Here is a 23,736-nt window from a genome sequence, read left to right as displayed (position 1 = left end):
CATGGATATCGAAGCGGACCGTTTGACGGAGGATATGGCTGTTTCCCTTGTGGCTGCTCGAAGGGTCGTTCATGCCTTGCGTGATGACTTGTCGCGCGAGGAAGAGGAGTTGAAGTCCGTTAATCGTGAATTTCTCGAATCGCCATCGTATCGGATTGGGAGCGTGCTGTGCCCGAATTTTCGTTCGTAATACCAGTCTACAACGGGATGCCTTACCTGGAGGCGTGCCTTGGCAGCCTGCTTGATCAGACGTTCGATGACATCGAGGTGATCTGCGTTGACGATTGCAGCACCGACGGCTCGCTTGAAGCCTTGGAGGCTTGCGCGCGGAGAGATTCGCGGGTGCACGTTCTGAAGCAGCCTGAGAATCAGGGCAGCGCGCGGGCAAGAAGGCGGGGCGTTCTTGCGTCGCGCGGCGCGTACGTGCTTTTCTCCGATCAAGACGATTCGTACGACCGTGCAACGTGCGAGGCCGTGCGGCAGTTGGTGGCTGAGCGACCGGTTGATATTCTGCAGTACGGAACGTTAGTCGTTAACGAAGGTGGGGTTGAACAGGGGGAAATCGCCGGGCTTGAAAGCTGGTTGGCGCCATACGAGGGAGTCTTGCGCGGTCGCTCCATTTTGGACGAGTGCTTCGTGAATTTGACCTTCGGGTATTCTATTTGGAACAAGGCTTATAGAGGGGAACTCGCCCGTCGGGCGTTCTTATGTATGGAAGACGTTGAAGTGCCTTTGGGCGAAGACAATTACGAGTCGTTTGCCTTGTTCTATTTTGCGGAGACTTATCGTGGCATAACCCGGCCTCTGTACAGATATCATTACGGTCGGGGCTATACCGGGCGCGGGCGGCAGAGCGCCGATTCGTTTCGCCGTACGTGCGGCCTTTCGGTTGCCGCTGATCTCATGAAGTCGTTCCTTGTTGCTCAGGGCAGTTTCGACGAGTACGAGGGGACGTATGAGGCTGCGCGTCGGCATATGCTTCGCTACACGTTTGATCGGTGGGCCGTCGAGGTTCCCGATAGCGATAAGATCGAGGCCTTGCGCTACCTGCTGGAATCATGGCCGTATGCGGAAGCGCTCGAGTATGTAGTCGAGGATCGGCCTCGAGATCTTGTTGATTTGCTCGATGCGCGCTTTGGCTCGTGCAGTTCGGTGGTCCTTTCTTCTGAGGATGGACGGGAGTTGTTCGACTTAATGCTTGAGCTGGGTGAGTTATCGCGTGCGTGCAGGGAAAAAGATGATCGCATTGCCGCCAGACGCAAAGAGCTTGAAGGCTCTCGTGCGTATCGTGTTGGCCGCATGCTGACTTTGCCCCTGCGCCGCATAAGGGGAGAGTAAAGGGCTCGGGCCGGTTCTTCGTACGCTGAACTGGCGCTCTGAATACAGCCGCTTTTCATCTTACGAATCGTTAACAATTTGGTACTGGTATAATACGCAGGTTGGATATCTATACTGGAGGCGACCGGAGCGTTTATGGAATGGTACCAAGCGGTTATCGTGTTTTGCGTGGCTTTTGCGGTCACGTGCTGCATGGTGCCCGTTTCCAAATGGATCGCCGTTAAAATAGGCGCGATTGACTACCCCGGAAATCGTCGGGTCAATGTCGATTCGGTTCCTCGCTGCGGAGGGATAGCTCTTTATGCGGGTCTTTTGGCGGCATGCTTTTCGATCTACCTTGGGGTTCGCTTTTTCGACTGGAACATGCATGACTTGTATATTCTGGGCGATATAAACTACGTCATGCTGTTTCTGGGCATTACGGCCATGTTCACGGTCGGGCTGGTTGATGACATCACGCAGCTGTCTCCGGGTGTGAAGCTTTTTGGCCAAGTAGTGGCCGCAACGGTGGTGGTCTTGTCGGGGATCAGCATAGGTGCAGTTCGTGCGATGGCTATAGGCGACTACTTCTCTTTCGGATGGCTCGATTATCCGCTGACCATTCTGTACTTGGTCGTGTTCGTAAATATCACGAATCTTATCGATGGCTTGGACGGGCTGGCATCGGGTCTTGTGGCTATCGCTTCTTCTAGCTTGCTGTATCTTGTCTGGATGCGCGGCAGTTTCACGTTGGTTTTGGTCTGTATAGCGCTTATTGCTGTCTGCTTGGCCTTTTTGCGATTCAATTTCTTCCCGGCTTCGGTGTTTATGGGGGATTCTGGGTCGCATCTTTTAGGTTTGGCTGTGGGAATAGTGTCGGTTGTCGGCGTGGTGCGGACGCAAAGCTTCGTTGTCATGCTGGTCCCGCTGATCATAGCAGGCGTCCCCGTGCTTGATACCGTATCGGCTATCGTTAGGAGAAAGAGGGTGCATGTGCCGGTTGACCAGGCAGATCTGGGGCATATCCATCATCGTCTCATGCGTGCCGGGCTCAGTCAGAAGCGATCGGTCGCGGTGCTGTGGCTTTGTTCTGCGGCCCTTGCGCTGACGGGATGCCTCATGGGGAGCTTTTCCGGGGTAGTCCAAGGGGCTATCATGGTGGCTCTTGCAATCGTGCTGTTCTTCGTGATTTGGAAGTTCGGCTTGTTCAAGCCTGTTCTGCGGCACCATTACGACAACAAGGGAAGGCGAGGACCTCGCGTACCTCGTCATACGAGATAGGTTGAGCGGCGTATGACGAAGGCGCTCGACACCCAGAAGAAGCGGTCTGAGAAAATGGCTGCTGTGGCCGTAGCGGCGGTTGCGGCCTTCTCCCTTGCGTTCATCGGTCTGATCGTGGTTTTGGAGGATATGGCGAACCGGTCTGCAAATGAACGGGCTTACGTTGCGGAAGCTTCCTCGGTTGAGCCGTTCTATGTGTTGCTGATTGGCTCTGATTCCCGAAAGGAAACGGCTCTCTATACAGGCAAAAAGACCGAGCACGCGCAGGTCGATCAACACTCCGACGTAATGACGCTTATGAGGGTGGATCCGGAGACTTATACGATCACGCTGGTTTCCGTTCCTCGCGATACCGTGCTGAAAGGGTCGAACACCAAGATAAACAATGCGCTTCTTGGGAATGATCCCGAGGATGTGGTGGAAATTGTCGAGTTTTTGACCGGCGTGGATATTCCTTACTACATGATGACGACGTTCACGTCGTTTCACGTGCTGATCGATGCGATGGGCGGCGTCACTGTCGACGTGCCTAAGAGCATCAAGGTTTCAGATCCTATGACCGCTGAAGATGTGAAATTAAGCGCAGGTAAATCTCAGCATCTTGGAGGGGCGGAGGCTCTTGTTCTGGCACGCGCTCGCAAAGAGTACGTGATTGACCAAGATGCGCTTCGACAGATGAACGTGCGCAATCTCGAAGTGGCTATCTTACAGAAGGCATTGTCTGCGAACGGCGAGGAAAGGATCAACGATTTGCTTGCCGACCTTGCGGAGAACACTACTACAAACCTCGACATGGCGGAAGTAGGGTATTTGGCTGCCGATTTCATTGCGAACCGCGACCTGGTGAATGTGTATTCCTGTACGGGTCCGTGGCGGGGAGGGGAGAATGCCGACGGTCTTTGGGTGATTGAGGAGGACCCTGAAACCTGGGCCGAGCTCATGGCCGTGGTTGATGCAGGGGCAGATCCTGCGGGGATTGTGGAGGAGCCGAAGCATTTGTGAACCGATGCACGAGCCTGCGCTTTCGGCGCTTTTTCCGTGAAGCGTGTCTATGCTAATATGTGAGACTGTTTGTTTGAATTGTTGAATGGGAGCGTTGTGCTGAGTACTCTTACGACGATATTGCGAGATAATTGGGAGTGGCGTAAGCAGATTGGGCGACTTGCCATCTTCGAGCTGGTGAAGAAAAGTCGTGGCGCCGTGCTAAGCTGGGCGTGGTTTTTCATCAAACCGGCTATGTACATCTTCTGTTTCTGGTTCGCGCTCGACGTGGGACTGCGCGTCGGTAGTGGAGGAGCCGAAGGGGCTCCTCCTTATATCCTGTGGTTGTGCGCGGGTTTGATCCCATGGTTTTTCATGCAAGATATGCTGGGAGCCGGAATTGACGTGCTGCACCGGTATCCTTATTTAGTGAACAAGGTTAAATTTCCCTTGAGCGGCATATCGACCATCTTCACAAGTGCAACCATGTTGGTGCAGTTCATGCTTATGATCGTACTGTTCGCTATCTACTTTGCTTGCGGGATGCCCCTCGATGCCTACCTCTTGCAGGTTCCCATTTTGCTGCTGATGATGTTCGTATTTTGGGATATCGTGTCCCTGCTGTTTTCGCAATTGTCGGCCATGAGCAAGGACGTTGCGAATCTTATGCACGCTATGAGCACGCCGTTTTTCTGGCTGTCGGGCGTGATCTTCAACGTCAACTCTATCCACATTGGCTGGATCCAGACCATCTTGCACCTGAATCCTATAACGTTTTTCGTTTCGGCGTTCAGGGGCGCGTTCTACGATAAAACATGGTTTTGGGACAATCATGTCGCATGTGCGGGGTTCGCTATCGCTTTCGCCGTGACGCTTGTGCTGGCGCTTTTGGTGTACAAGAAACTGAACAAGGAGGTAGCCGATGTCCTCTAGCAAGACCTCCAAGGCACCCGACGCTCCATTGCAGAAGACGAGCGTCAGCGATGAAGTGGTCATCAGGTTCGATCATGTGACGAAGACCTACAACCTGTACAAGAACGATCGCGGGCGCTTCCTGGGCATCTTCAATTACAATAAAAAGGGTTCGTTTCTAGGAAGCGTGGATGCCAGCAAGGACTTGTCGTTCGAGGTCAAGAAAGGCGAAGCGGTTGCCTTTCTGGGCCGCAACGGCGCGGGCAAGAGCACGACGCTCAAAATGGTTACGGGCGTTGCCCACCCTACGAGCGGCGAGGTTGAGGTAAAAGGCCGGGTGAGCGCCTTGCTGGAACTGACGGCTGGCTTCGATATGCAGCTTACCGGACGCGAGAACATTGCGTTACGCGGGCAGATCCTAGGCCTGAAAAAGTCTGAGATCGAAGAGATTGAGCCAGCTGTTATTGACTTTGCAGAGCTAGGCATGTACATCGACCAGCCCATGCGCACGTATTCGAGCGGCATGAAGGCTCGTTTGGGCTTTGCGTTTGCGGTGGCCATCGAGCCGGAGATTCTGGTGGTGGACGAGGCTCTTTCGGTGGGCGATCGCACGTTCCAGAAAAAGTGCATCAATCGTATTCGCGAAATCATGCTGGACGAGAACGTGACCGTTCTGTTCGTTACGCATGCATCAGCAACTGCGAAGGAGTTTTGCAGCCGAGGCATCGTGCTGGACAAGGGAACGAAGGTCTTCGAGGGCGGTATCGACGAGGCCACGGCGTATTACGAGAAGAACTACTAGGAGCCTCCTATGAACGTAAGCAGCGATGCGGCAACAAACGCGTACGCGGCGATTCTTGCCGGAGGATCGGGCGCCCGTATGGGCAATCCTGAAAAACCCAAGCAATTCTTCATGTTGGGCGAAAAGCCCATTCTTATCCATACCGTCGAGAAGTTTTGCGCCTTTCCCGAGTTCAGGAAGGTGCTTGTCATGTGCCCGGAGGTGTGGCTGCAGCAAACGCAGGATCTGGTTGAGCGTCATTGTCCGCAGTACAAGGATCGGGTTGTGCTTGTGGCTGGCGGTGTCGAGCGCAACGACACGGTGATGAACGCCATTGCTTTTCTGGAGCAGAACTGCTTGGTGGACGATGACACCATATTGGTGACGCATGATGCGGTGCGTCCGTTCGTGTCGCACCGTATTATCTGCGACAACATCACAGCCGCACGCGAGCACGGCGCGTGCGACACGGTGGTGCCGGCTACGGATACCATCGTGGAGAGCCTTGACGGCTGCGTTATTTCCTCCATTCCGAATCGTAGCGTGCTGTATCAAGGCCAGACCCCGCAATCGTTCAATCTGCGCAAGCTCAAGGAGCTTACCAGCAGCTTGACCGACGAGGAACGCGCTACGCTGACCGATGCCTGCAAGATATTCGTTTTGCGGGGCGAGCGCGTTGTCCTGGTAGAAGGCGACGTTGCGAACATGAAGATCACGTATCCTCAGGATATGCGCGTTGCGGCCTCTTTGATGGGCAAGTAGATGTTGAACTGTGTCTACAGATTGGTTGCTCCGCGGATGTTTGAGCCCGTGGTTTTGGAAATGCCCATGTTTCCCAACCGGGTGATTGTCAGGCCGACCCATTTGTCTATTTGCAATGCTGATCAGCGTTACTATCAGGGTAGGCGAAGTGCCGAGGTGCTGGCGAAGAAGCTTCCCATGGCGTTGATCCACGAGGGCATCGGCACGGTGGTCGAAGACGCTTCGGGCGTGTATGCGCCGGGAACCAGCGTGGTCATGCTGCCGAACAGCCCGCGCGAAAAAGATAATTTCATAGCAGAGAACTATCTTCGCTCCAGCGATTTTTGCGGTAGCGGTTTCGATGGTTTCATGCAGGAGTACGTAGCTCTTCCGCCGACGCGCGTGGTGCCGCTTCCTGCGGGCGTCAACAAAAACATTGCAGCATTTACCGAGCTGGTGAGCGTGGCGGTGCATGCCGTGACGCGTTACGAGGGCGTTGCTCATGGGCGCCGCGAGGTGGTGGGCATCTGGGGCGACGGAAACCTGGGGTTTATCGTGGCGCTGGTGCTGCGCATGCTGCATCCTGCAACGCGCTTGGTAGTGTTTGGGCGCAATGCAGGCAAGCTTGCCGACTTCACATTCGTGGATGAGACCTGCCTGACGTACGACACGTCGCGTGCACCTTTGGTCGACCATGCCTTCGAGTGTTGCGGGGGAGACGGGTCGGCTGCTGCCATCGATCAGATAATCGACCAAATCAAGCCCGAGGGCACCGTCTCTTTGCTGGGCGTGTCGGAGAACCCCGTACCGGTGAACACGCGCATGGTTTTGGAAAAGGGCTTGCGCTTGTTCGGCAGCAGTCGAAGCGGCAGGAATGATTTTCAACGTACGGTGCAAATGTACTACGATCATCCGGTTGTGCTCGATTACCTGACGGCCCTGGTGGGCACGGTGCTGCCGGTTGGGTCCACGCGGGATATGGCTCAGGCTTTCGAAGCCGATATCCGCAAGCCCATGGGGAAAACCGTTATGCTATGGGATGTGTGATGATGCACGCTTCGCTCGGAAGTGCAGCATGACGCGCGCGGCGGAAATGGCCGTAGTTGCCATCGCTCGCTTTTTCATCAACGCTCTGTACCTCGTATGCCGTGTATTCCCGCGCAGGGACGAAGCGGTGTTCGTGTCGCGACAGGCTAACGAGCCGTCGTACGACTTCAAGGAAATCGGTCGCGAATTTGCAGGCAGAGGGTTTCGTGTGATGTACTTGACGCGAAAGCTGCAGAAGAGGACTGTTGTGAAGTACGCATTCCATGCAATGCGCGAGATATACCATCTTGCACGGTGCAGGATATGCTTCGTGGATCGCTACGATCCGGTTATCAGCTTGCTTGACTTTCGGTGCGAACTGCAGTTGCGTTCATGCGCCGTGAAGCCGGGGGTGTATTGCGAGTTTCCCGTTGAGCCAGTGGTGGTTCAGCTTTGGCATGCGTTCGGTGCGTTCAAGTGCTTTGGCTTTCAGTCGCACGATACGGCGGAGGGTCATACGGCAAAGGCAATGGAGCTTTATCGCATACATCGCAACTACTCATGGGTGCTTTGCTCGGGAGAGGGGTGTCGGCAAGCGTTTGCGCAGGCGTTCAACTGCCCGATAGAGCGCGTTGTGCCTTTGCTGAGACCTGGATACGACGAGTTTGCGCGCCTGCGCGCCATGCGGTCTTTGGCGCGCGGCGCTTCCGAGGGCAGGGAGCCTTTAGTGCTGTTCGCTCCCACCTTGCGCAAAAGCTCTGAATCCCAGCATCCGTTTCGCGACCTTGCTCAGGCGGGTGACTGGAAGAGCTTGACCGGCACGGCTCGGATCGAATGGGCTTTCCATCCCCTTGAGCAAAAGGGCGTAGCTGCAGGGACGGTGAACCAAGCGCTTCTGGATGCATCGATCGTGGTCACGGATTACTCGTCTATTGCGTATGAGGCGTATCTGCTTGGAAAGCCGGTGGTGTTTTACGTGCCCGATATTGCGGAGTATCGTGTATCGCCTGGTCTTAACGCCGATCCGCTCAAGCTGTGCCCTCTTATTGCCTTTACGGAAGAGTCGCGTCTGTTCGCTTTTTTGGGAGATTGTCTAAGTGATCCGGCGCTGTATCCTTGGGATGCATTTGAGGCTTTTGCCGGTTCCGCCATTGATGAATGCGAGGGCCGAGCGGTCGACGTGTTGGTAGAGGCTGCTTTTGGGTGGCTGGGGCGAGGAAGATGCGAGTGATTTCATGAGTGATGTGAGCGCTCAGAGGAAGAGCGCGGCCAGTGGGGCGAAAGATATCGCAAAGGGCTTCGTGAAGGATGTGACGCTGGGCCTTTTGCTTCCGTTCGCGTATGCCCGGGCTGCGAAGGATCCTGTCGATCCGCGCAAAGTGGTGTTCTTGGAATCGAAGCAACAGGAAGTCCCGGATAGCTTCCGCCTTCTTATGGATCGGCTGGATGCCGATCCGCGCTTCGATGTCCTGTATGTCTCTTTAGGGCAGCATCGCGTTTCCCGGATGCAGTACTTAGCGAATTGCGCCGATGCTCTGAGGCAGATTGCCACAGCGCGATGCGTGTTTTTGAATGATGCCTCCGATGTGGTGAGTTGCGTGGCGTTGAGGCCCGAGACTCGGGTGGTGCAGCTATGGCATGCGTGCGGCGCATTCAAGAAGTGGGGCATGAGCACGGCTGATCTTGAGTTCGGGGGCTCGCGCGAGCAGATTTTACGACATCCGTTCTACGGGAACTTATCGCTGGTGACGGTAAGCAGTCCTGAGGTGGCGTGGGCGTATGCCGAGGCCATGGTGTTGGAAGGCCGCCAAGAGATCATTAGGCCTTTGGGTGTGAGCAGGACGGACGTGTTTTTCGACGAGGCGTTTCTTTCGGAGGCCCGCTTGCGCGTGCGAAAGGCTGTGCCGCGCATGCAAGATAAGAAAGTGATGCTGTACGCCCCTACGTTCAGGGGGCGCGTGTCGAAGGCTCTGGGTCCCGATCGGCTTGATGTCGAGGCGTTTCGCGAAGCGTTCGGGGACGAGTGGGTGCTGCTGGTGAAGCATCATCCTTTCGTTAAAGAGCGTCCTGCAATTCCGACGGGATGCGCGTCGTTTGCGTTTGATGTTTCGGATTCCGTAATGATCGAGGACGCTTTGATTGCTGCTGACGTTTGCATATCCGACTACTCCTCCCTTGTGTTCGAATACTCTCTTTTCGAACGGCCTATGGTGTTTTTCGCGTACGATAAGGAAGAATACGATGATTGGCGAGGGTTTTATTACGAGTATGAAGACTTGACTCCAGGCCCGGTGTTCTGCGAGAACGAACCGATGATCGAGTATTTGCAACATATCGAGCAGCGTTTCGACAAAGAGCGTGTGGCGCAGTTTCGCCAGCGCTTCATGAGCGCATGCGACGGACATGCGACGGACAGGATAATTCAAGCTGTCTTGGACGATAGTCTGTAGGGTTGAAATAGTGAGGGCGGTGGTTCGGCAATGGGTTTGAAACCTGCCGTTGATATCAGTATTTTGATACCGGCGTACAATGCGATGCCCGAGCTGACGAGGACCTTGGATTCTGTTGTTGGCCAAAGCTACGATGCGAAACGCATGGAAGTGATCGTAGTCGACGATTGCTCGAATGATGAATCTTGGGAGGAGGTCTGCCGTTTTGCGGCCTCTTATCCGGATCTTATTGTTGCGGAGCGTCTGACGGCGCCATCGGGCTCTCCGGCTCGCCCTAGAAACGTGGCTTTGAGCAAGGCCAGGGGAGAGTTCGTTTTCTTTCTCGATGCTGACGACTGGTTCAATGAGCATGCGGTTTCAAAAATGTTGGAGCATGCGCGAGAATGGCGCTCGGATGTGCTCTTGGTAAAACTTGCTGGTGCGAATGGCCGCGAAGTGCCAAAATCAATGTTCACTCATGACCAGCAAAAAGTCGATGTGTACCGTTCGAAAGTTATGTGGTCTCTTGGACCTCTAAAGCTGTTCCGTCGTTCACTTCTTTTGGAAAACGATCTTCGTTTCTTCGAGGAAGGGATGCCTGAGGATCTGCACGTTGTCGTTCCTGCAATGTGCCTGGCTGACGTTGTTTCGGTTGCCTCCGACTACGACTATTGTTTTGTGAGTCTTCGAAACGCAGCGCTGTCCCAGGGGGAAAATGCTTCGCTTTCTATATGGAATGATTGGGAATCCAATGTAAGATCGTACGAAGCGCTCATGGCATTTATTGATGAAAATACGACAGATGAGCAGCGCAGTGCAGCTCTGATGCGGCGTTTGTTCAGGCGAGATGTATTTGAAATGATCGCGAGCATGGGGAAGGGCGAGCCTTCTCGTGAGAGCTATGACAGGGTCAAAGAGCTGTTTAAATCCTATTACGTTGAACAAGTTTACCGAACTTGCCCAGTAGAGAAGCGTCTTGTATTGGACTCGTTCTTCTTCGGTTCGTACGAGGATCTCGATAGAGTTGTTGGGGCTGTTTCGAGTGGAGTGGGTTCCGCCTGTTTCGACAGTAGGAGAGGACGGCTTTTTGGTCGGCTTTCGCATGTTCGTAATGTTCCGCGTTCCGATATAACCGAAGGGGTTCAAGTTAGTTGCGCTTTAGAGTCGTTTGAGTTTGCTTCAGATGGCGAGATTGATTTTTCAGGATGCTTGATGGTTGACGGCGTTCCTTGTTCCTGGATGAAAGATGCGAAGATGCTCTTGATATGCAAAGATGGACATGGATTATGGAGGGCATCTTTGCCATGTGAAATATCTTCGGTCGGGAGCGTTGCGTCAATAGAAACGATGCTTAGATGGAAGTGCAAAGGGACCTTAAAACCCATTTTAGGCTGGATTTCCATGCTGGGAGCTAGCAAGCTCAGGCTATGCTTGCAGATAAATACTCGTGGATACAGGCGGAACTGTTACCTTGATAAATGGTCTATCAAGAATGTACTTGCGTGCGGCAGTACGCAAGTCGTTGGAGATGGCGTATTGCTGGACGGGCGAAGCGTCATCCTCGGAGGCCGGGTTTTTAAAGTGCTCTTGTCAGAAGAAGGGAAGGCAATGCTTGTTGCTGCGGATTGAAAGATGCAACAGCAAGCATTCAATCCGCAGCGTTTGATCCATTGGCGAAGGTTGTTGGGTTAATTGGGGATATCGTCCAGCTTTTTGATAGCTTCATACACGCGTTCGCAGCAACGTCCGTCCCTGAAAGGGAACGTGTTTTCGATGCGGGATTTATAGGGCTCTTGCGGTTGGAAATCGCAAGAAGCAAGAGCCTCTAGTTCGCTGAGCAAGTCGGCTTCAGTGTACGCTACCGGTCCAAACCCGTCGCGTTCATAGTCGAAGTAGCCCTTGGCGTAAGCTTGCATTCCAGAAAAGAAGTCTTCTTTGTCGAATTGATAGTAGAGGCAGGTTTTTTTCAGATACGCCACATCGAATGCGATCGAGGAGTAGTCTGTAATCGCCACCTTCGCTCTTCCAAAGAGGTCCTGTATCGAATCCCCTGCTGTATTTGAGGCGATCTCAACATAGCTCGGTAACGTGAAAAATCCGTTTTCCAGGTATGGAGCAAAATTGGCATGGGGGTAGAACACGATGCGCGTACTAGTTTCATCGCTGATCGCCTTTAGCTTTTCACTGTTGAGAAAACTCTCCCATACTGTTTTGTATTCGGAATTGGCGAATTCCGAATGGATTTCACGTATGTTTCCTTTCCCGTTGGTGTCCCCCGCAAGAGAGCGCCTCCAAGTAGGCATGATGAGGATTGTGTCTTGCCTCGTGTAGGCTTGCTTGAGCAACTCATCGTGTCGGGGGAATCCTGTAAGGACGGTTTGGCGGGGCGCAAGCGAATAGGGCGACCCGTCCCCGCAGATCGACAGTCGCTCCTGTCTCGTCGCGGTACAGAAGATGGATATAGGTTTTCCATTGATCCAAGGAGATATATCATCTTTGGTGATTCCGTGTTGTAAAAAAATGAAGTCCTTAGACTGGTGGAAGTTGTCCTTAAAGTAAGAATGGACAAATCCATCAGCATGACTACTGACAATCTTGGAGCATCGCTTAAGTGCATTTTCGTGATCTTTGGAGCCGAAATCAAGCAGGAGGAAGCCTTCTTTCTCGAGCCTGCTCCAATCTGTCGATGTTTTTCTTAAGGTAAAATAACACTTCTGTTCGGGATGCTTGCGCATCATATAGCGGTAGAAGTGTTCAGCGTTGTCATCAGCTTGCGTATCTCTGTCCATGATAATCCAAGAGCCATCCTGTGGGTAATGCGACCAGTTTGCCGTGAATGTGTTGACTAGGGTGGATATTTCAACTGAATCGGGGTATTGCTTCGCCCGTACCGTCAGCTTCATGGGCTTATGGGCGGCTGCATGATATGACAGACGACTGTCGCGCGTCGTGTCATCGTATCGATACCAGCTATGGAAGGTTTGCAGGAGGGTTTCTCCGAGGAAATCCACGTTGCAGCGCTTGGTTTCGATAGGGCTTAGCCGCTCCCCTCCTGCGAATAATTCGATTTTCGGATCACTTGTTCTTACGAGGATCGTTTTACAAGATGGACGCACCAGTTCGACGTACGCTGTATGATGAGAGGAAGGGACGGACTTGTATTTTTCCAAGATGGCTTTCTTCCATTCGAACCTTAGCAGAGAGCCTTGGATGCGATCTACCGAATCTTCTGCGATGTAAGAAAATATTTGCTTCAGAAGGAGATGAAACTCTCTTGCCGACCCGTTGTTTATGAAGTGCTCGGATCTTTCTTTGTGACCGACGAACCACTTGAAATACCAGGTAAGATGATAGAGGACCGTATCTTGGATGTATCTAGGGACGTATTTCTTTGTGTCTTGAGCGTATTTGAGTAGGTCAAGCACGCCGTATTTCGTTTCGATGAGAAGCTTGTCCGAAGTCGACCACGACCCGTCGAGGGTCGATGTTCCGACGCTTCTCTTTCGATAGTAATACTTTGGTTCGGGGCAAAAAGCTAGCGTTCCGCAGTCCAAGCTCAGAAGATATCGATTCACGAAATGGGCATCCTCGAAACTCGGTCGAATTATTTCGCTAACTCTGATGCCCGTTTTCCTTATCTCGTTCGTTTTGAAGAATGCCGTGCTCATTGATAGCTGCATGGGATGATTGTCATCTTGCACGTTATAGAAGCGGGCTTCTTTTCCAAACCGGTAGTCAAGAGGATGGGAGTCTTGAAGTCGCTGGGTTTTCTCTTGGTAGAAGACAAGTTTGCAGGATATCATTTTTAAATTCTCATGTGTACGGGTGGCTTTATCCACCTGTTCGAAGTAGTCGTGGGATACGAAGTCATCTGGATCGATGAAAGTCACCCATTCGAAATCGTTCGTCATCGACATGCCGAGGTTGCGAGCGCTTGCCTGTCCGCCGTTCTCCTTGCGAACGTACTCAATCCGTCCGGGGTGCTTTTCTTGCCATGAGCGTACGACGTCGGGTGAGGAATCGGTGGACCCGTCATCTACGGCTATGATTCGAAGTGCTGTAGGATTTATCGTCTGCGACATGAGACTGTTGAAAAAGTCATTGAGGTAGGGGGCGACATTGTAGATCGCCGATACGACTGCGTAGCTGCTTTCTGGCGTGTAAGATCCGGGTTTAAGGGGGGTTATTCCGGTTTTCTCGAGGCGATGGCGCTGTATTCTCATCACCGCTGAATCGGGGAGTACGGCCTTAGCTTTCTTAAACAGCTTTTTCTTTAATCTGGCTTCGAATGATCCCATTATTCCCTCCGCATGTGCAGTGACTACCTATGCAGCAGAAAACTCCATTGGCCGCAATCGCCCTCGCAAGATGCAGAGGTTTTGAACTGCATTATTTTGACATGTTTTCTTGATTCTAGCACATTGAATTGCTGCTGTTGAGAAAGAGGGAGATCAGCTGTGGTACGTCCCTCTTGTCTTTGCTTGGTGGTGTGTCTTGCTCCCATATGAGCGAAAAGGTCGTGCTTATGATATTCTTCTACCGGCAATGGGGCAAGTTGGCCGATGGTTGCCTGCCTGCTTCTTTCAGTGCGTTTTGGGCGGGGCCGCATGTGGCCGATAGGAGCAGGCGAGTTTTATCTTTGTGCCAGCGTTAAAAGTGGTTTAGTCAAATTTACTGGTTGCTTAGGTTGTTTTATCTGGTCGTTTAAGGGGTATGCGTGGTTTTTTCTAGTGCAGTGTTCCTGTTCTTGTTCTTTCCGATTGTTTTGGCCGCTTATTTCGCTTCCCCCCGAAGGGCGCGGAATGTCATCGTCCTTATAGCATCTTTAGCTTTCTACTCTTGGGGCGAGCCTGCTTACGTCCTTTTGATGATGTGCTCCATAGCGTTCAACTGGCTTGTTGGCATTGGAATCTCAAGGTATCTCTCTCGGGATAGGAAGCGTCAAGCACGGTTTGTTCTCGTGGTAGGACTTGTGCTCAACTTGCTCATTCTGGGCTTTTTCAAATACGAGAGCTTTCTCGCGACTAATATCAATATGCTTGTTGGCGGTCAGCTTGTTCCTGATTTGGAATTGCCCCTGCCTATCGGCATTTCGTTTTTTACTCTCCAAGCTGTTTCCTATATCGTGGATGTGTACTGGGGCAAGGTGCGTCGACAAAAGAGCCTGCTGAACCTCGGCATGTATATCGCCATGTTCCCTCAACTCATTGCTGGTCCAATTGTGCGCTATGAGACTATCGAGGACCAGGTTGAAAACCGTAAGGAAACGCTCGAGGGGTTCGCGAGCGGCTTGCGTTTGTTTGTAATCGGCTTGGGAAAAAAGGTACTGATCGCCGACAACCTGGCCTTATTGGCTAATAGCATGCTGGCTTCGTCTCCTTCTGATATCGGAGCGATTGGCGCATGGGGAGGCTTGCTCGCGTATTCTTTTCAGTTGTTCTTCGATTTCTCAGGTTATTCCGATATGGCTATTGGGCTGGGGCGCATGTTTGGTTTTCAGTACTTGCGCAATTTTAACTATCCCTATATTTCAAAAAGCGTTACAGAATTCTGGCGCCGTTGGCATATGTCGCTATCGTCGTTTTTCCGTGATTACATCTACATCCCGCTAGGGGGAAGTAGATGTGCTGTTCCTCGTCAGATATTCAATCTTGGCGTTGTGTGGGCTGTGACGGGATTGTGGCACGGTGCTGCTTGGAATTTCGTACTGTGGGGTGTCTACTATGGCGTTTTGCTTGTGGTTGAGAAATTCGTTATAAGTGATTTGCTGCAGAAACTGCCTGCTTTCCTACAGCATCTGTATACCGTGCTTGTATTTGTTTTAGGATGGTGCTTGTTCTGGATATCCGACCCTAATCACCTCGCTCAGTATTTCGCCGCTCTCTTCGGTGCGAATGGGTTATTGGGAACGTCGACTTTCTGGGAGCTTTCTCTGTGGGCCTATTTGCCTTTGTTTGTTGTTGCGACGATAGCTTCGCTGCCTGTTGTTCCCTGGGTTCGTCTTCGTTTGCAATGCGCTCTGCAAGGTGAGCGATTCTCAGGGGAAAGCGCTCCTTCGAAGGGAAGCGATGCGGCTCCGATTGCGAACTTTGACATCTCGGCGAATGCGCCGGTTGCAAGCCAGCGAATCGCCTCGGTTGTGGTTGCTTTTGGCGATTTTCTCCTGTTTGGGATATTTGCACTTTGCGTAATGTCGATAGTTTCGGGTGGATATAGCCCGTTTATTTATTTTCAGTTTTAAGGTGGGGAAATGTTGCGCAAAATACAGAACGTTCTTTTTGTATCGGCGATTATCCTTGTTTGTTGTGCGGTCTTTGGATATAAATTTCTTGACAAAACAGACGCGCTCCCGCAGGTTGCAGACAACGGCACGAGATCATATTTAGAGGGGCGTTCCTTGATGAAGCTGCCCTTGCCCTCGGTCGAATCTTACCTAGACGCCAGTTTTCAGGAAGATGTCGAATCGTATTGTCGCGACAGCTTTCCGGCACGTGAAAAGGTTATGCTGGCCAACGCTTCGATCGAGAGATCCCTGATAGAGCTGTCGGCTAAGGGATTTGGGTATGATCTTTATCCTACGTTCTATGGGTCGGAGTATTGCTTTTCTGTTCTTGATAAAGCGCTGTTTCCCGTTCCGTCAAAGCAATCAGATGGTCGCGCCCTTGAATTACAGGATACTGCAAGGTCGTATTCTGCAATTGCTGAAGCTTGCCCGGAAATTCGCTTTGTTTCATTTGTTCCGGATCGGGGGTTTACAAGCGATGCGAACCCGTTGTTCGACGTGGTGTCTAATGCTGAAGGACGTGCGTACATCGACGAAAACTACTCTAAGCATCTTTCCGGATCGGTTATTTCTTGCGAAGACGTCTATTCGGATACAGAAGAATACCTGGAGTATTTTTCTGTATCCGATCATCATTGGAATATTAAAGGGGCGTACCGGGGCTACAGCTCTATAGCCCGTGCGCTTGGAAACGATGTTTTGCTTCAGGGGGAATGCAGTTCGTATTACGATTGCTACGGTTCGTATGCTCGTGGAGGATTGATCGTTGAAGTGGCAGATACGATGATGGATATGGAGTTGCCGTATCCGGAGTATTCCGTTTACGTATCGGGCAAGGTGGTCGAGCCTAACAAGCGGGAAGCTTACGTTGACAAGGAGCTGGAAGAGGGGAAAGCGAAGTTCGACGCGTACGGTCAATTCTTTGGGTCGGATATCGCGCGCAAGGTGTATGTGAACGCATCGCGTCCCGAAGCCGACAACTTGCTTGTTATCGGGGACTCGTTTGCGACCCCTTGCGTTCCCATGCTGGCATCTACGTACCATAAAACTTTTGTACTGGATCCACGCAAATACAAAGGAACCCTCAGCGATTTTCTGGCCGAGAATTCCGTTAAAGACGTTGTGCTGATTGTGTCCACTCCTACGCTTACGAGCAAGGGTATGGCAAACTTCATGAATTGATCGCAGGAACTCTGATAATAGTAATCAACTGAAAGTATAAATAAGGTCTTGATCCCTCATAGCCTTATTTATACTTTCCCGCATTTGGTATAAATAAGGCTAAAAAGATTATGGAATTAATTATATTTGAGCCATTATAGAGCACAAGGAACTGTCAAAGCTGTTTTACATGAGCAACGCATCCGATGGGTATAAGTGGCTTGATGAGTGGGCTTCCCGTCGAAGGTCCATGCCTTCTTCGTTCGACATTGGCATCGAGACGCACGATGGTGGATTGTTCGTGGGCAGTGCCAAGAGAATCAACCGTGATTTGCGAGCGTGCTTTAAGGGTTGAGCGCAAAGTCTCGCTGTCTATTACAGGGCGTTCAGATTGGCCGAGAGCTCTATGAGTAAAGGGGAGCGAAGCCGCGCTCGATGTTGTTGTTGACAACATGGATGCGCTAGCGTCGAAATTCGAGCTTTCGGAAAAGGAAACGTGCGTCATGTTCGCGATGACGCAATATGAACTGTTCGGGATGTTTGGGGCGGCCGACTTGGACGATCTTTCGCGTGGTGTAGAGCTAGGAAAGCAGATGCCGAGAAAGTATGTTTCCAGGCTTGAGGCGCTCAGCCTTGTCGCGAAGATGCCCCGGCGCCCTTTGCAGTTTTCGCTTCCCAATGATGTGGAGGGATTTCTGGGAATGCGAGACTTCGCTCGTTAAAGCTTTGTTCCATGTTTTGCTCGTATTCCTATCGATCGATCTCGTACAGCCGCATGTCCCCCTCGCTCATAAGGAGCGTGAAGCCGGGGGTGTTCTCGTCGATGGATTCGATGCCTGCCCAGTTTTCTTCCTTGTAGCGCATGCCGGTGATCGTGCGGTTGCTGCTTGCGATTTCGTCCAGCATAAGGATATAACGTGCATCCAGTCGATTTACAGTGCTGCGCACTTCGTCGGATGTGCTGATGTCGCGCAGTTGCGTTCGGATGATCTTGCTGTCTTCCGCTCCGCTCATGCCGGTGTTCGCCGAACGGCGGAAGTACGTGTTGATTCCTTCCACCCCGTAGCTCCAGCAGCTGCCATCGCTCGGTACGTTGATTACAAGCGCGTTTTCGGGAATCGTGCCCATGACTTTCTTGATGAACGCGTCTTCCTCCCCGGTTAGAATGCGGTCCCAGGAATAGCGAGCGGATACTTCGCTGCGGATTTTCGTCAAGCCTGCTGTCAAGTCTGCCTTTTCGGTTAGTTTCATGTTGCCGGGAAAGAACTGGCAGACCGCAAACAATACGAGCAGCATGCCTAGGGACAGGCCGGCGTTCATGTCTGTTGAACTGCCTTTGAGAATGCGCCCTAACCAGGTTTTTAAGGCTTTCAACATCCAAGAGAACCCTAAGGCGGCAAGGGGTATGGCGAAGAACGCGGCCATGGCGCCCAAACGGTGGTAGTCGGTGTACCAGAACCCGGCAATCACATGCTTGAACACGCCATCGGTCGATACGCTGACAAGGTACGATAACAAGGCGAACGCATAAGCTACGCTAAGCCAGAGGTACCGCTTGTTCTTGCACGTGTAGATAATGCCGGCAAGTACGACGATGCTGAGGAAAGGCTGTACGCCGCCTCTGGACGTAAACATGAAGCTTAGGCCGCTTGCAAGCGCCACCGCAGGAGACAAGGTCGCTTTCCAAGTGTATTGGACAACGGTTTGCATGAAAGGCGCGAAGTATAGGATCGCCCAGGTGGTGCATGCTGCGGCGAAAAGCGCGACCCCGCCTGCAATGCGCTTGCGAGATAGGTTCGGCTGTTCGCTGTCGGGTGCGTAAAAGATTCGATTCACGCAGTAAAGCACGCCCCAGATTCCGAATGTGAATGCTCCGTTTGGCTGACAAAGCGCAACGGCTACGAGTCCTATGGCCGATACTGCGGCAAGTTTGAGCTTATCGGACGTGCGCTTCGCCTCGATTGCCTCTGCGAGGGGGACGAACGCCAAGGGTATGAGCATGAACGAGACCATGTTCGAAAATAGCTGACCGAATACGATGAATCCCCAAGGGAACCCGCAGAACGCCACGGTAAAGAGCGACCCTGCCAAAACGGTGCGTTTGCGTTGTCCGAAGAGCTTCAAGAGCAATAGGCACATGCCCAGAGGAAACACGATAACGACGAACGTTGCGACCGAAGCATTCGCGGCCAGTGCGACATTGTTGTCGAATAGCGATGCGACAACGGCTGTTACAACGTGCCATCCGGCCGGATAATACCATGCATCGGGATTTTGCGCTAAATACGAACTGATATGGAGGGTGGAGTAAGTTCCCGTGTCTAGAAACGAACGCACTACGGAAAGATGCACGGTGGTGTCGTCGTTTCTAGAGAACGACTCCGGACCATCGATGGGCAAAAGGAACGTTAGGGTTGCGATCGCGAAGGCCACGGCCAGATAAAGGGCTGCCGTCTTGCATGCTTCTTTGGCGTCGTCAACTGCTGCGAGGCATTCCCGATTATCAACGCCCCGAACTTTTCTCAGGTACCTCGCGCCGAGCATCGCGATTAGGCAGATGCCCGTCGTCATTGCAAGCAGGCCGGATCCGGAGGACGTGATGTCCAGTTCGAAAAGTACAATGCCTAGCACCGTAAAGACGAAGATGGATAGCGCGGGAGCAATAGCGGCAGCGGCAAACCGATCGATCGAGAATGCTCGTGCAAGCATGAAGCCGGGTACGTACAGCACGATGGCGTAAGCCAAGATGGCAAGGGCAAGCGTAAACCACATGACGGGACTCCTTGGGGCGTTCGGTCTCGATCGTCGGAATAGGTGAGATAAACAGCCATTATAGATGCTCCCATGGGTCCTGTCTGCTCTTTTCGTTTTGGAGACTGTATCCAAAACGAAAACCAGCAAGGATCCCCATGCTATTATGGTTCGTCGGTCATCGGGAAATGTGAGAGGGGTGCGTGCTTGTCTGGTTCGGACAGCGGGTCGAAGAGGGCGCAGTACCGGATGGCGACTGGATCTCCGGGGTTGAATCGCGCTCAAGAAGAGCGTCGGCTCGAAGAATCTTCGCGTGCTTCGCGGGGAACCTCGCGCCAAGCGCTGATGCCTGCGTATCGACCGAATGCCCGAGTTCTATATCCCGACTACATAAAGAAGCGAAAGCGGAGGAGGATCGCACAGCGTATCTCCTTGTGCGTGCTTGCGATTCTGTTGGCGGTCGTTTGCGCGACGGGCGGCTACGCGGCTTGGTATTCGTCGGCGCTTGACAACGCTCTGTCCATGGGTTCCGAGCAAGATGCTTCTGTGGATGAGGCGCTTGCCCCTAGCGTGGCCGATCAGCCGTTTTACGCGCTTGTGCTGGGTTCGGACTCGCGTGAAGGATCTGGTACGTCCAGCAAAGAGGCGGAGTCGGGCGGTAATCAGCGCTCCGATGTGATGATTTTGCTGCGCGTGGATGCTCGCGCAAACCAAGTCACTATGGTGTCTATCCCGCGCGATACGCCGTATACGCTCGATGACGGCAGAATCGTCAAGGTTAACGAAGTGTACAACATAGGAGGAGCTGCCGCTTCCATCAAGGCAGTTTCCAGGATAGCGGGCGTTCCCGTCTCCCATTATGCCGAGATTCATTTTTCCGAGCTTCAATCCCTTGTTGATAAGTTGGGCGGCGTGACAGTGAACGTGGATGTGGAGCTGTCGTACAAGGACGCTCTTACGGGCGAGAAGGTCACCGTTTCTCCAGGAGTTCAGACCATTACCGGGCAGCAAGCGCAGATATTTGCTCGCGCGCGGCACGAGTACGTTACTGACCAAGATGCTCATCGTCAAAACAATGTGAGGTCGTTGGCCATGGCTATCGTGAAGAAAGTTCTCGATCGGCCCGCTTACGAGCTTCCGGGCACGGTGCTGGATCTGGCCTCGTACGTTGGCACGGACATGAAGACTGGCGATATAGTGTCGCTTGCTTTGGCTTTTTCGAAAGGGTCGAGCGCGCCGGTCATGTACAGTTGCTCGGGTCCGGACAAGGGGGACATTAGCGAAAGCGCAGGCGGAATATGGCTGTGCTACGAGAATCCGCAAGGATGGGCTGATCTTATGGCGGTGGTTGATTCTGGCGGGAATCCTGAGGGAATGGATGTGAACGCGACAGCGATCGTTCCCGAATGAGTCGGCGAAGAATTTGAGGCGTCGTGAAACGAAGGTGAAAAGTATCTCGCTCGAAAGGGCATAGAGTGATAACCTGATCCGGTTGCTTGTACGAAGGGTGGAATTATATGAGTATCAAGAAGAAGGCTGTCGCGCTTCTGGGGTGTGCGGCTCTCGCATTCTCGCTGGTCGGATGTCAGCAAAGCGAGACGAAGGAGCCTGAGCCAACGGATGTTCAATTGATGCAGGATGTGGGCGATACGCGCATGGACCAGCCGTTCTACGTGCTGGTGGTGGGCAACGACTCGCGTACTGGGACTGTCGAAATCGACAAACCCGATTATTCGGACGGATCCGGTCGGTCGGACACTACGATGCTTGTGCGCGTCGACCCTGCTACCTATCAAGTGGGGATCGTCACGATTCCTCGCGATACGGCTATCTCGCTTAATGGACAGACCATGAAGTTCAACGAGGCCTATCATGCTGCCGGCATTGAAGAAACTTTGCACCAGGTCAAATTGCTCACGGGTGTTTCTCCTTTGTACTATATGGATATGAGTTTCGTTCAGTTCGAGAAATTCGTGAACGAGCTTGGCGGGCTGACAGCGAATGTGCCTATCGATATGGGGTTGCAGGATATCGTGTCCGGCAACAAAATCTCGCTGTCTGCGGGCGCGCAGGATCTCGACGGCGCGGAATCGCTTGTCTTGGCGCGTTCTCGTAAGGTATACGAGGTTGATCAGGATGCTTGTCGCCAGATCCAGGATCGCCAATTAGTGGAGGTTGGCATTAAGAAAGTAGCGGCTGACCCTGCGGGAGCGGCGGCACACGTGCAGGCGCTCGTGTCCAATGCGAGCACGAATTGGCCTGCTGAAGATTTGGCTAGAATCGTGACGGATTTTGCTGCGAATGCGGATAAGATCACATTCGTGTCTGGCACGGGGCCGTACAGCGGCGATATCGACGAGGCGGCCGGCGGGATATGGCTCGCTACGCGCGACGAGGCTGCGTGGAAGCAAGTCATCCAGGCTGTCGAGGCGGGAGAGGATCCCACCGCCGTAGTTCCTTTGCCTCAGATCATCGCCAAGAACTAAACCCCTTTACTTGACGAAGGGTGGTCGAAGCGACCGAGAAGGACGGCTACCGTCCTTCTCGGTCGCTTTTCTTTGCCACGTATTCACGCAACGTTTTCCAGGTAAATGCGGGCCCGACGTTTTTGAGGTTGTAGCAGCCTTGCTTCACGAGGCTCCATGCGTAGGGGAACTTGCTTGGATTAGGGTCGGGCAAACCGCGGAGCTCCGCGAACAAGCGCTTGCTGCCGGGAGATATTTCCGGATCGGATAGCACCAGGTTGGCGTCCATGCGTGCGAACATGGAGGCTGCTTCCGTTCGCAGCTCTGGATTGTCGAGATGCACCTCTTCCAGAACCCCTCCCAGGTACGTGAATCCGCGGCTGTTATGAGCACGCAAGATGCTTTCGTCGTGGACGTGCAGGTTTTCCAGAACGTCCATCATGTCGTTCCAGCGCGCGAAGGGCAGCATCGTGTTGTTGAGGGCGAACGCCTTCGATTTTTCCGGCGTTTCCTCGCGATAGCAGTAGTAGGGCGTATCCAGGTATCCGATGCGGTCGGTCTGGCATAGGGTTTCCAACAGGAACGGGTTGTCGGCCCAACCAGCGCCGGGGTATTCGCGGAAACGTATGCCCCGATCGTCCAGGAAGCTTTTACGATAGACGGCTGACCAGATGGACGGGTGATGAGAGAGCAAGTGAGCTGCTTCTCGTATGGCGAAGGGCTGGCGCGACGGCTTGATGCGGCTGCGGTAGCTGCAGTTCAGCTTGCGCTGCTCAGGCGTGTCGGGCATCCAGATGCGCCAATAGGGGGTTTTCACGATGTCGAGTTTCTTGTTGAACCCGTTGGCGAATGCGAGCATGTCGGCATACATGCCGGACTCGATCCAGTCATCGGGCTCCACGATGGAGATCCAGGTGCCGGTTGCTTCTTGCAGACCGCGGTTGCACGTTGCTCCGTACCCTTCGTTTTGCTTGTCGATCACGCGCACGCGGCTGTCTTTTTTCGCATAGGCTTGCATGGTCTTCAGCGAGTCGTCCGTGCTGCCGTCGTTTAGGCAGATAACTCCAAGGTTGCGATGCGTTTGCGCCAGGATGCTGTCCAGGCATTGTTCAAGATACGGCCCTGCGTTGAAAATGGGGACAATAACGGAGACCAGCTCGTTGTTCGCGTTATACATGAGGGTCTTTCCTTCTCTCGTTAGCGATTGGTGCATGCGCCCGAGGCGTCGAATACGTACCGTGTCTCATCGATGACGACGCTGCCTGTAGCCATGGCACCTGTTGAAGGGTCAAGATAGTACCATGTATCTCGGTCTTGGAGCCAACCTGTTACCATCCTGCCGGACTCGGGGTCGAGCCAGTACCACGTCCCGCCCTGCTTGAGCCAGCCGGTCTGCATGGCGCCGGAGGCTGACAGGTAGTACCAGGAGGCTCCGTCCTTGAGCCAGCCGCCCGCGCGCATGGCGCCCGAGCCTTCCAGGTAGTACCACGTCCCGTCCGGCGTCTTCGCCCAGCCCGTGGCCATCCTGCCGGACTCGGGGTCGAGCCAGTACCACGTCCCGCCCTGCTTGAGCCAGCCGGTCTGCATGGCGCCGGAGCCGGACAGGTA

The 23,736-nt window shown here is 53.2% G+C and carries 19 protein-coding genes and 1 pseudogene; 16 read left to right on the top strand and 4 right to left on the bottom strand.

Features of this window, described 5'->3' with window-relative positions; translation table 11 throughout:
* Position 1 precedes the first annotated feature (1 nt).
* The 11 genes from DMP08_RS10365 (at position 2) to DMP08_RS10315 (ending at position 11,097) form a co-directional block, all read left to right on the top strand.
* The gene (locus tag DMP08_RS10365) at positions 2-190 is read left to right on the top strand and encodes a hypothetical protein (protein WP_123192816.1); all 189 of its coding nucleotides are present in this window, start codon (positions 2-4) and stop codon (positions 188-190) included.
* On the top strand, positions 169-1,338 hold the full coding sequence (locus DMP08_RS10360; RefSeq protein WP_161555459.1) for a glycosyltransferase family 2 protein: 1,170 nt from the start codon (positions 169-171) through the stop codon (positions 1,336-1,338). Before DMP08_RS10365 ends, DMP08_RS10360 begins: the two co-directional genes overlap by 22 nt.
* Positions 1,339-1,473: 135 nt before the next feature.
* A complete protein-coding gene (locus tag DMP08_RS10355; protein WP_123192814.1) occupies positions 1,474-2,598 on the top strand; it encodes a glycosyltransferase family 4 protein in 1,125 nt (374 codons plus the stop codon).
* Positions 2,599-2,610: 12 nt separating this feature from the next.
* A complete protein-coding gene (locus DMP08_RS10350) occupies positions 2,611-3,600 on the top strand; it encodes an LCP family protein (protein WP_123192813.1) in 990 nt (329 codons plus the stop codon).
* A gap of 96 nt (positions 3,601-3,696) precedes the next feature.
* A complete protein-coding gene (locus tag DMP08_RS10345) occupies positions 3,697-4,512 on the top strand; it encodes an ABC transporter permease (protein WP_244596938.1) in 816 nt (271 codons plus the stop codon).
* On the top strand, positions 4,502-5,293 hold the full coding sequence (locus DMP08_RS10340) for an ABC transporter ATP-binding protein (protein WP_123192812.1): 792 nt from the start codon (positions 4,502-4,504) through the stop codon (positions 5,291-5,293). The genes DMP08_RS10345 and DMP08_RS10340 overlap by 11 nt, the downstream gene beginning before the upstream one ends.
* Before the next feature lie 9 nt (positions 5,294-5,302).
* The gene (locus DMP08_RS10335) at positions 5,303-6,034 is read left to right on the top strand and encodes an IspD/TarI family cytidylyltransferase (protein WP_123192811.1); all 732 of its coding nucleotides are present in this window, start codon (positions 5,303-5,305) and stop codon (positions 6,032-6,034) included.
* On the top strand, positions 6,035-7,060 hold the full coding sequence (locus tag DMP08_RS10330; RefSeq protein ID WP_123192810.1) for an alcohol dehydrogenase catalytic domain-containing protein: 1,026 nt from the start codon (positions 6,035-6,037) through the stop codon (positions 7,058-7,060).
* A gap of 28 nt (positions 7,061-7,088) precedes the next feature.
* Positions 7,089-8,270 carry a CDP-glycerol glycerophosphotransferase family protein gene (locus DMP08_RS10325; protein ID WP_244596937.1) on the top strand — a complete coding sequence of 394 codons (1,182 nt, stop codon included), beginning with the start codon at positions 7,089-7,091 and terminating at the stop codon, positions 8,268-8,270.
* A gap of 4 nt (positions 8,271-8,274) precedes the next feature.
* Positions 8,275-9,489 (top strand): CDP-glycerol glycerophosphotransferase family protein, encoded by a 1,215-nt coding sequence (locus tag DMP08_RS10320; RefSeq protein ID WP_123192809.1) that lies wholly within the window; start codon positions 8,275-8,277, stop codon positions 9,487-9,489.
* Between the two features lie 30 nt (positions 9,490-9,519).
* On the top strand, positions 9,520-11,097 hold the full coding sequence (locus DMP08_RS10315) for a glycosyltransferase family 2 protein (protein WP_123192808.1): 1,578 nt from the start codon (positions 9,520-9,522) through the stop codon (positions 11,095-11,097).
* A gap of 59 nt (positions 11,098-11,156) precedes the next feature.
* Here the strand turns inward: DMP08_RS10315 and DMP08_RS10310 are convergent, their stop codons facing one another.
* Positions 11,157-13,766 carry a CDP-glycerol glycerophosphotransferase family protein gene (locus DMP08_RS10310; RefSeq protein ID WP_123192807.1) on the bottom strand — a complete coding sequence of 870 codons (2,610 nt, stop codon included), beginning with the start codon at positions 13,764-13,766 and terminating at the stop codon, positions 11,157-11,159.
* A 419-nt stretch (positions 13,767-14,185) separates the two neighbouring features.
* On the opposite strand from DMP08_RS10310, the gene DMP08_RS10305 reads away from it, so the two are divergent.
* The 3 genes from DMP08_RS10305 to DMP08_RS10290 all read left to right on the top strand — a co-directional run bounded on the left by DMP08_RS10305 (position 14,186) and on the right by DMP08_RS10290 (position 17,634).
* On the top strand, positions 14,186-15,709 hold the full coding sequence (locus DMP08_RS10305) for an MBOAT family O-acyltransferase (protein ID WP_123192806.1): 1,524 nt from the start codon (positions 14,186-14,188) through the stop codon (positions 15,707-15,709).
* A gap of 9 nt (positions 15,710-15,718) precedes the next feature.
* A complete protein-coding gene (locus DMP08_RS12390) occupies positions 15,719-16,933 on the top strand; it encodes a DHHW family protein (RefSeq protein WP_148042356.1) in 1,215 nt (404 codons plus the stop codon).
* Between the two features lie 482 nt (positions 16,934-17,415).
* A complete protein-coding gene (locus tag DMP08_RS10290; RefSeq protein ID WP_148042355.1) occupies positions 17,416-17,634 on the top strand; it encodes a hypothetical protein in 219 nt (72 codons plus the stop codon).
* 28 nt (positions 17,635-17,662) lie between these two features.
* Here DMP08_RS10290 and DMP08_RS10285 read toward each other — a convergent pair whose 3' ends face one another.
* The gene (locus tag DMP08_RS10285) at positions 17,663-19,684 is read right to left on the bottom strand and encodes a DUF6541 family protein (protein ID WP_123192802.1); all 2,022 of its coding nucleotides are present in this window, start codon (positions 19,682-19,684) and stop codon (positions 17,663-17,665) included.
* Positions 19,685-20,101: 417 nt separating this feature from the next.
* Here DMP08_RS10285 and DMP08_RS10280 point away from each other — a divergent pair, with 417 nt between their 5' ends.
* Positions 20,102-21,073, top strand: coding sequence for an LCP family protein (locus tag DMP08_RS10280; protein WP_244596936.1), 972 nt, complete (start codon positions 20,102-20,104; stop codon positions 21,071-21,073).
* A gap of 107 nt (positions 21,074-21,180) precedes the next feature.
* Entirely contained in the window at positions 21,181-22,149 is a 969-nt protein-coding gene (locus DMP08_RS10275) for an LCP family protein (RefSeq protein WP_123192800.1), read from the top strand.
* A gap of 46 nt (positions 22,150-22,195) precedes the next feature.
* Here the strand turns inward: DMP08_RS10275 and DMP08_RS10270 are convergent, their stop codons facing one another.
* On the bottom strand, positions 22,196-23,305 hold the full coding sequence (locus tag DMP08_RS10270; protein ID WP_123192799.1) for a glycosyltransferase: 1,110 nt from the start codon (positions 23,303-23,305) through the stop codon (positions 22,196-22,198).
* Positions 23,306-23,325: 20 nt separating this feature from the next.
* Positions 23,326-23,736 (bottom strand): annotated as a pseudogene (locus tag DMP08_RS10265) (N-acetylmuramoyl-L-alanine amidase family protein); the annotation flags it as partial.

Origin of the sequence: Paraeggerthella hongkongensis (assembly GCF_003726035.1) — a bacterium.
Classification (GTDB): domain Bacteria; phylum Actinomycetota; class Coriobacteriia; order Coriobacteriales; family Eggerthellaceae; genus Paraeggerthella; species Paraeggerthella hongkongensis.
Note: the sequence above shows the minus strand (reverse complement) of the source record. Positions and strands in the feature narration are given on the sequence as shown.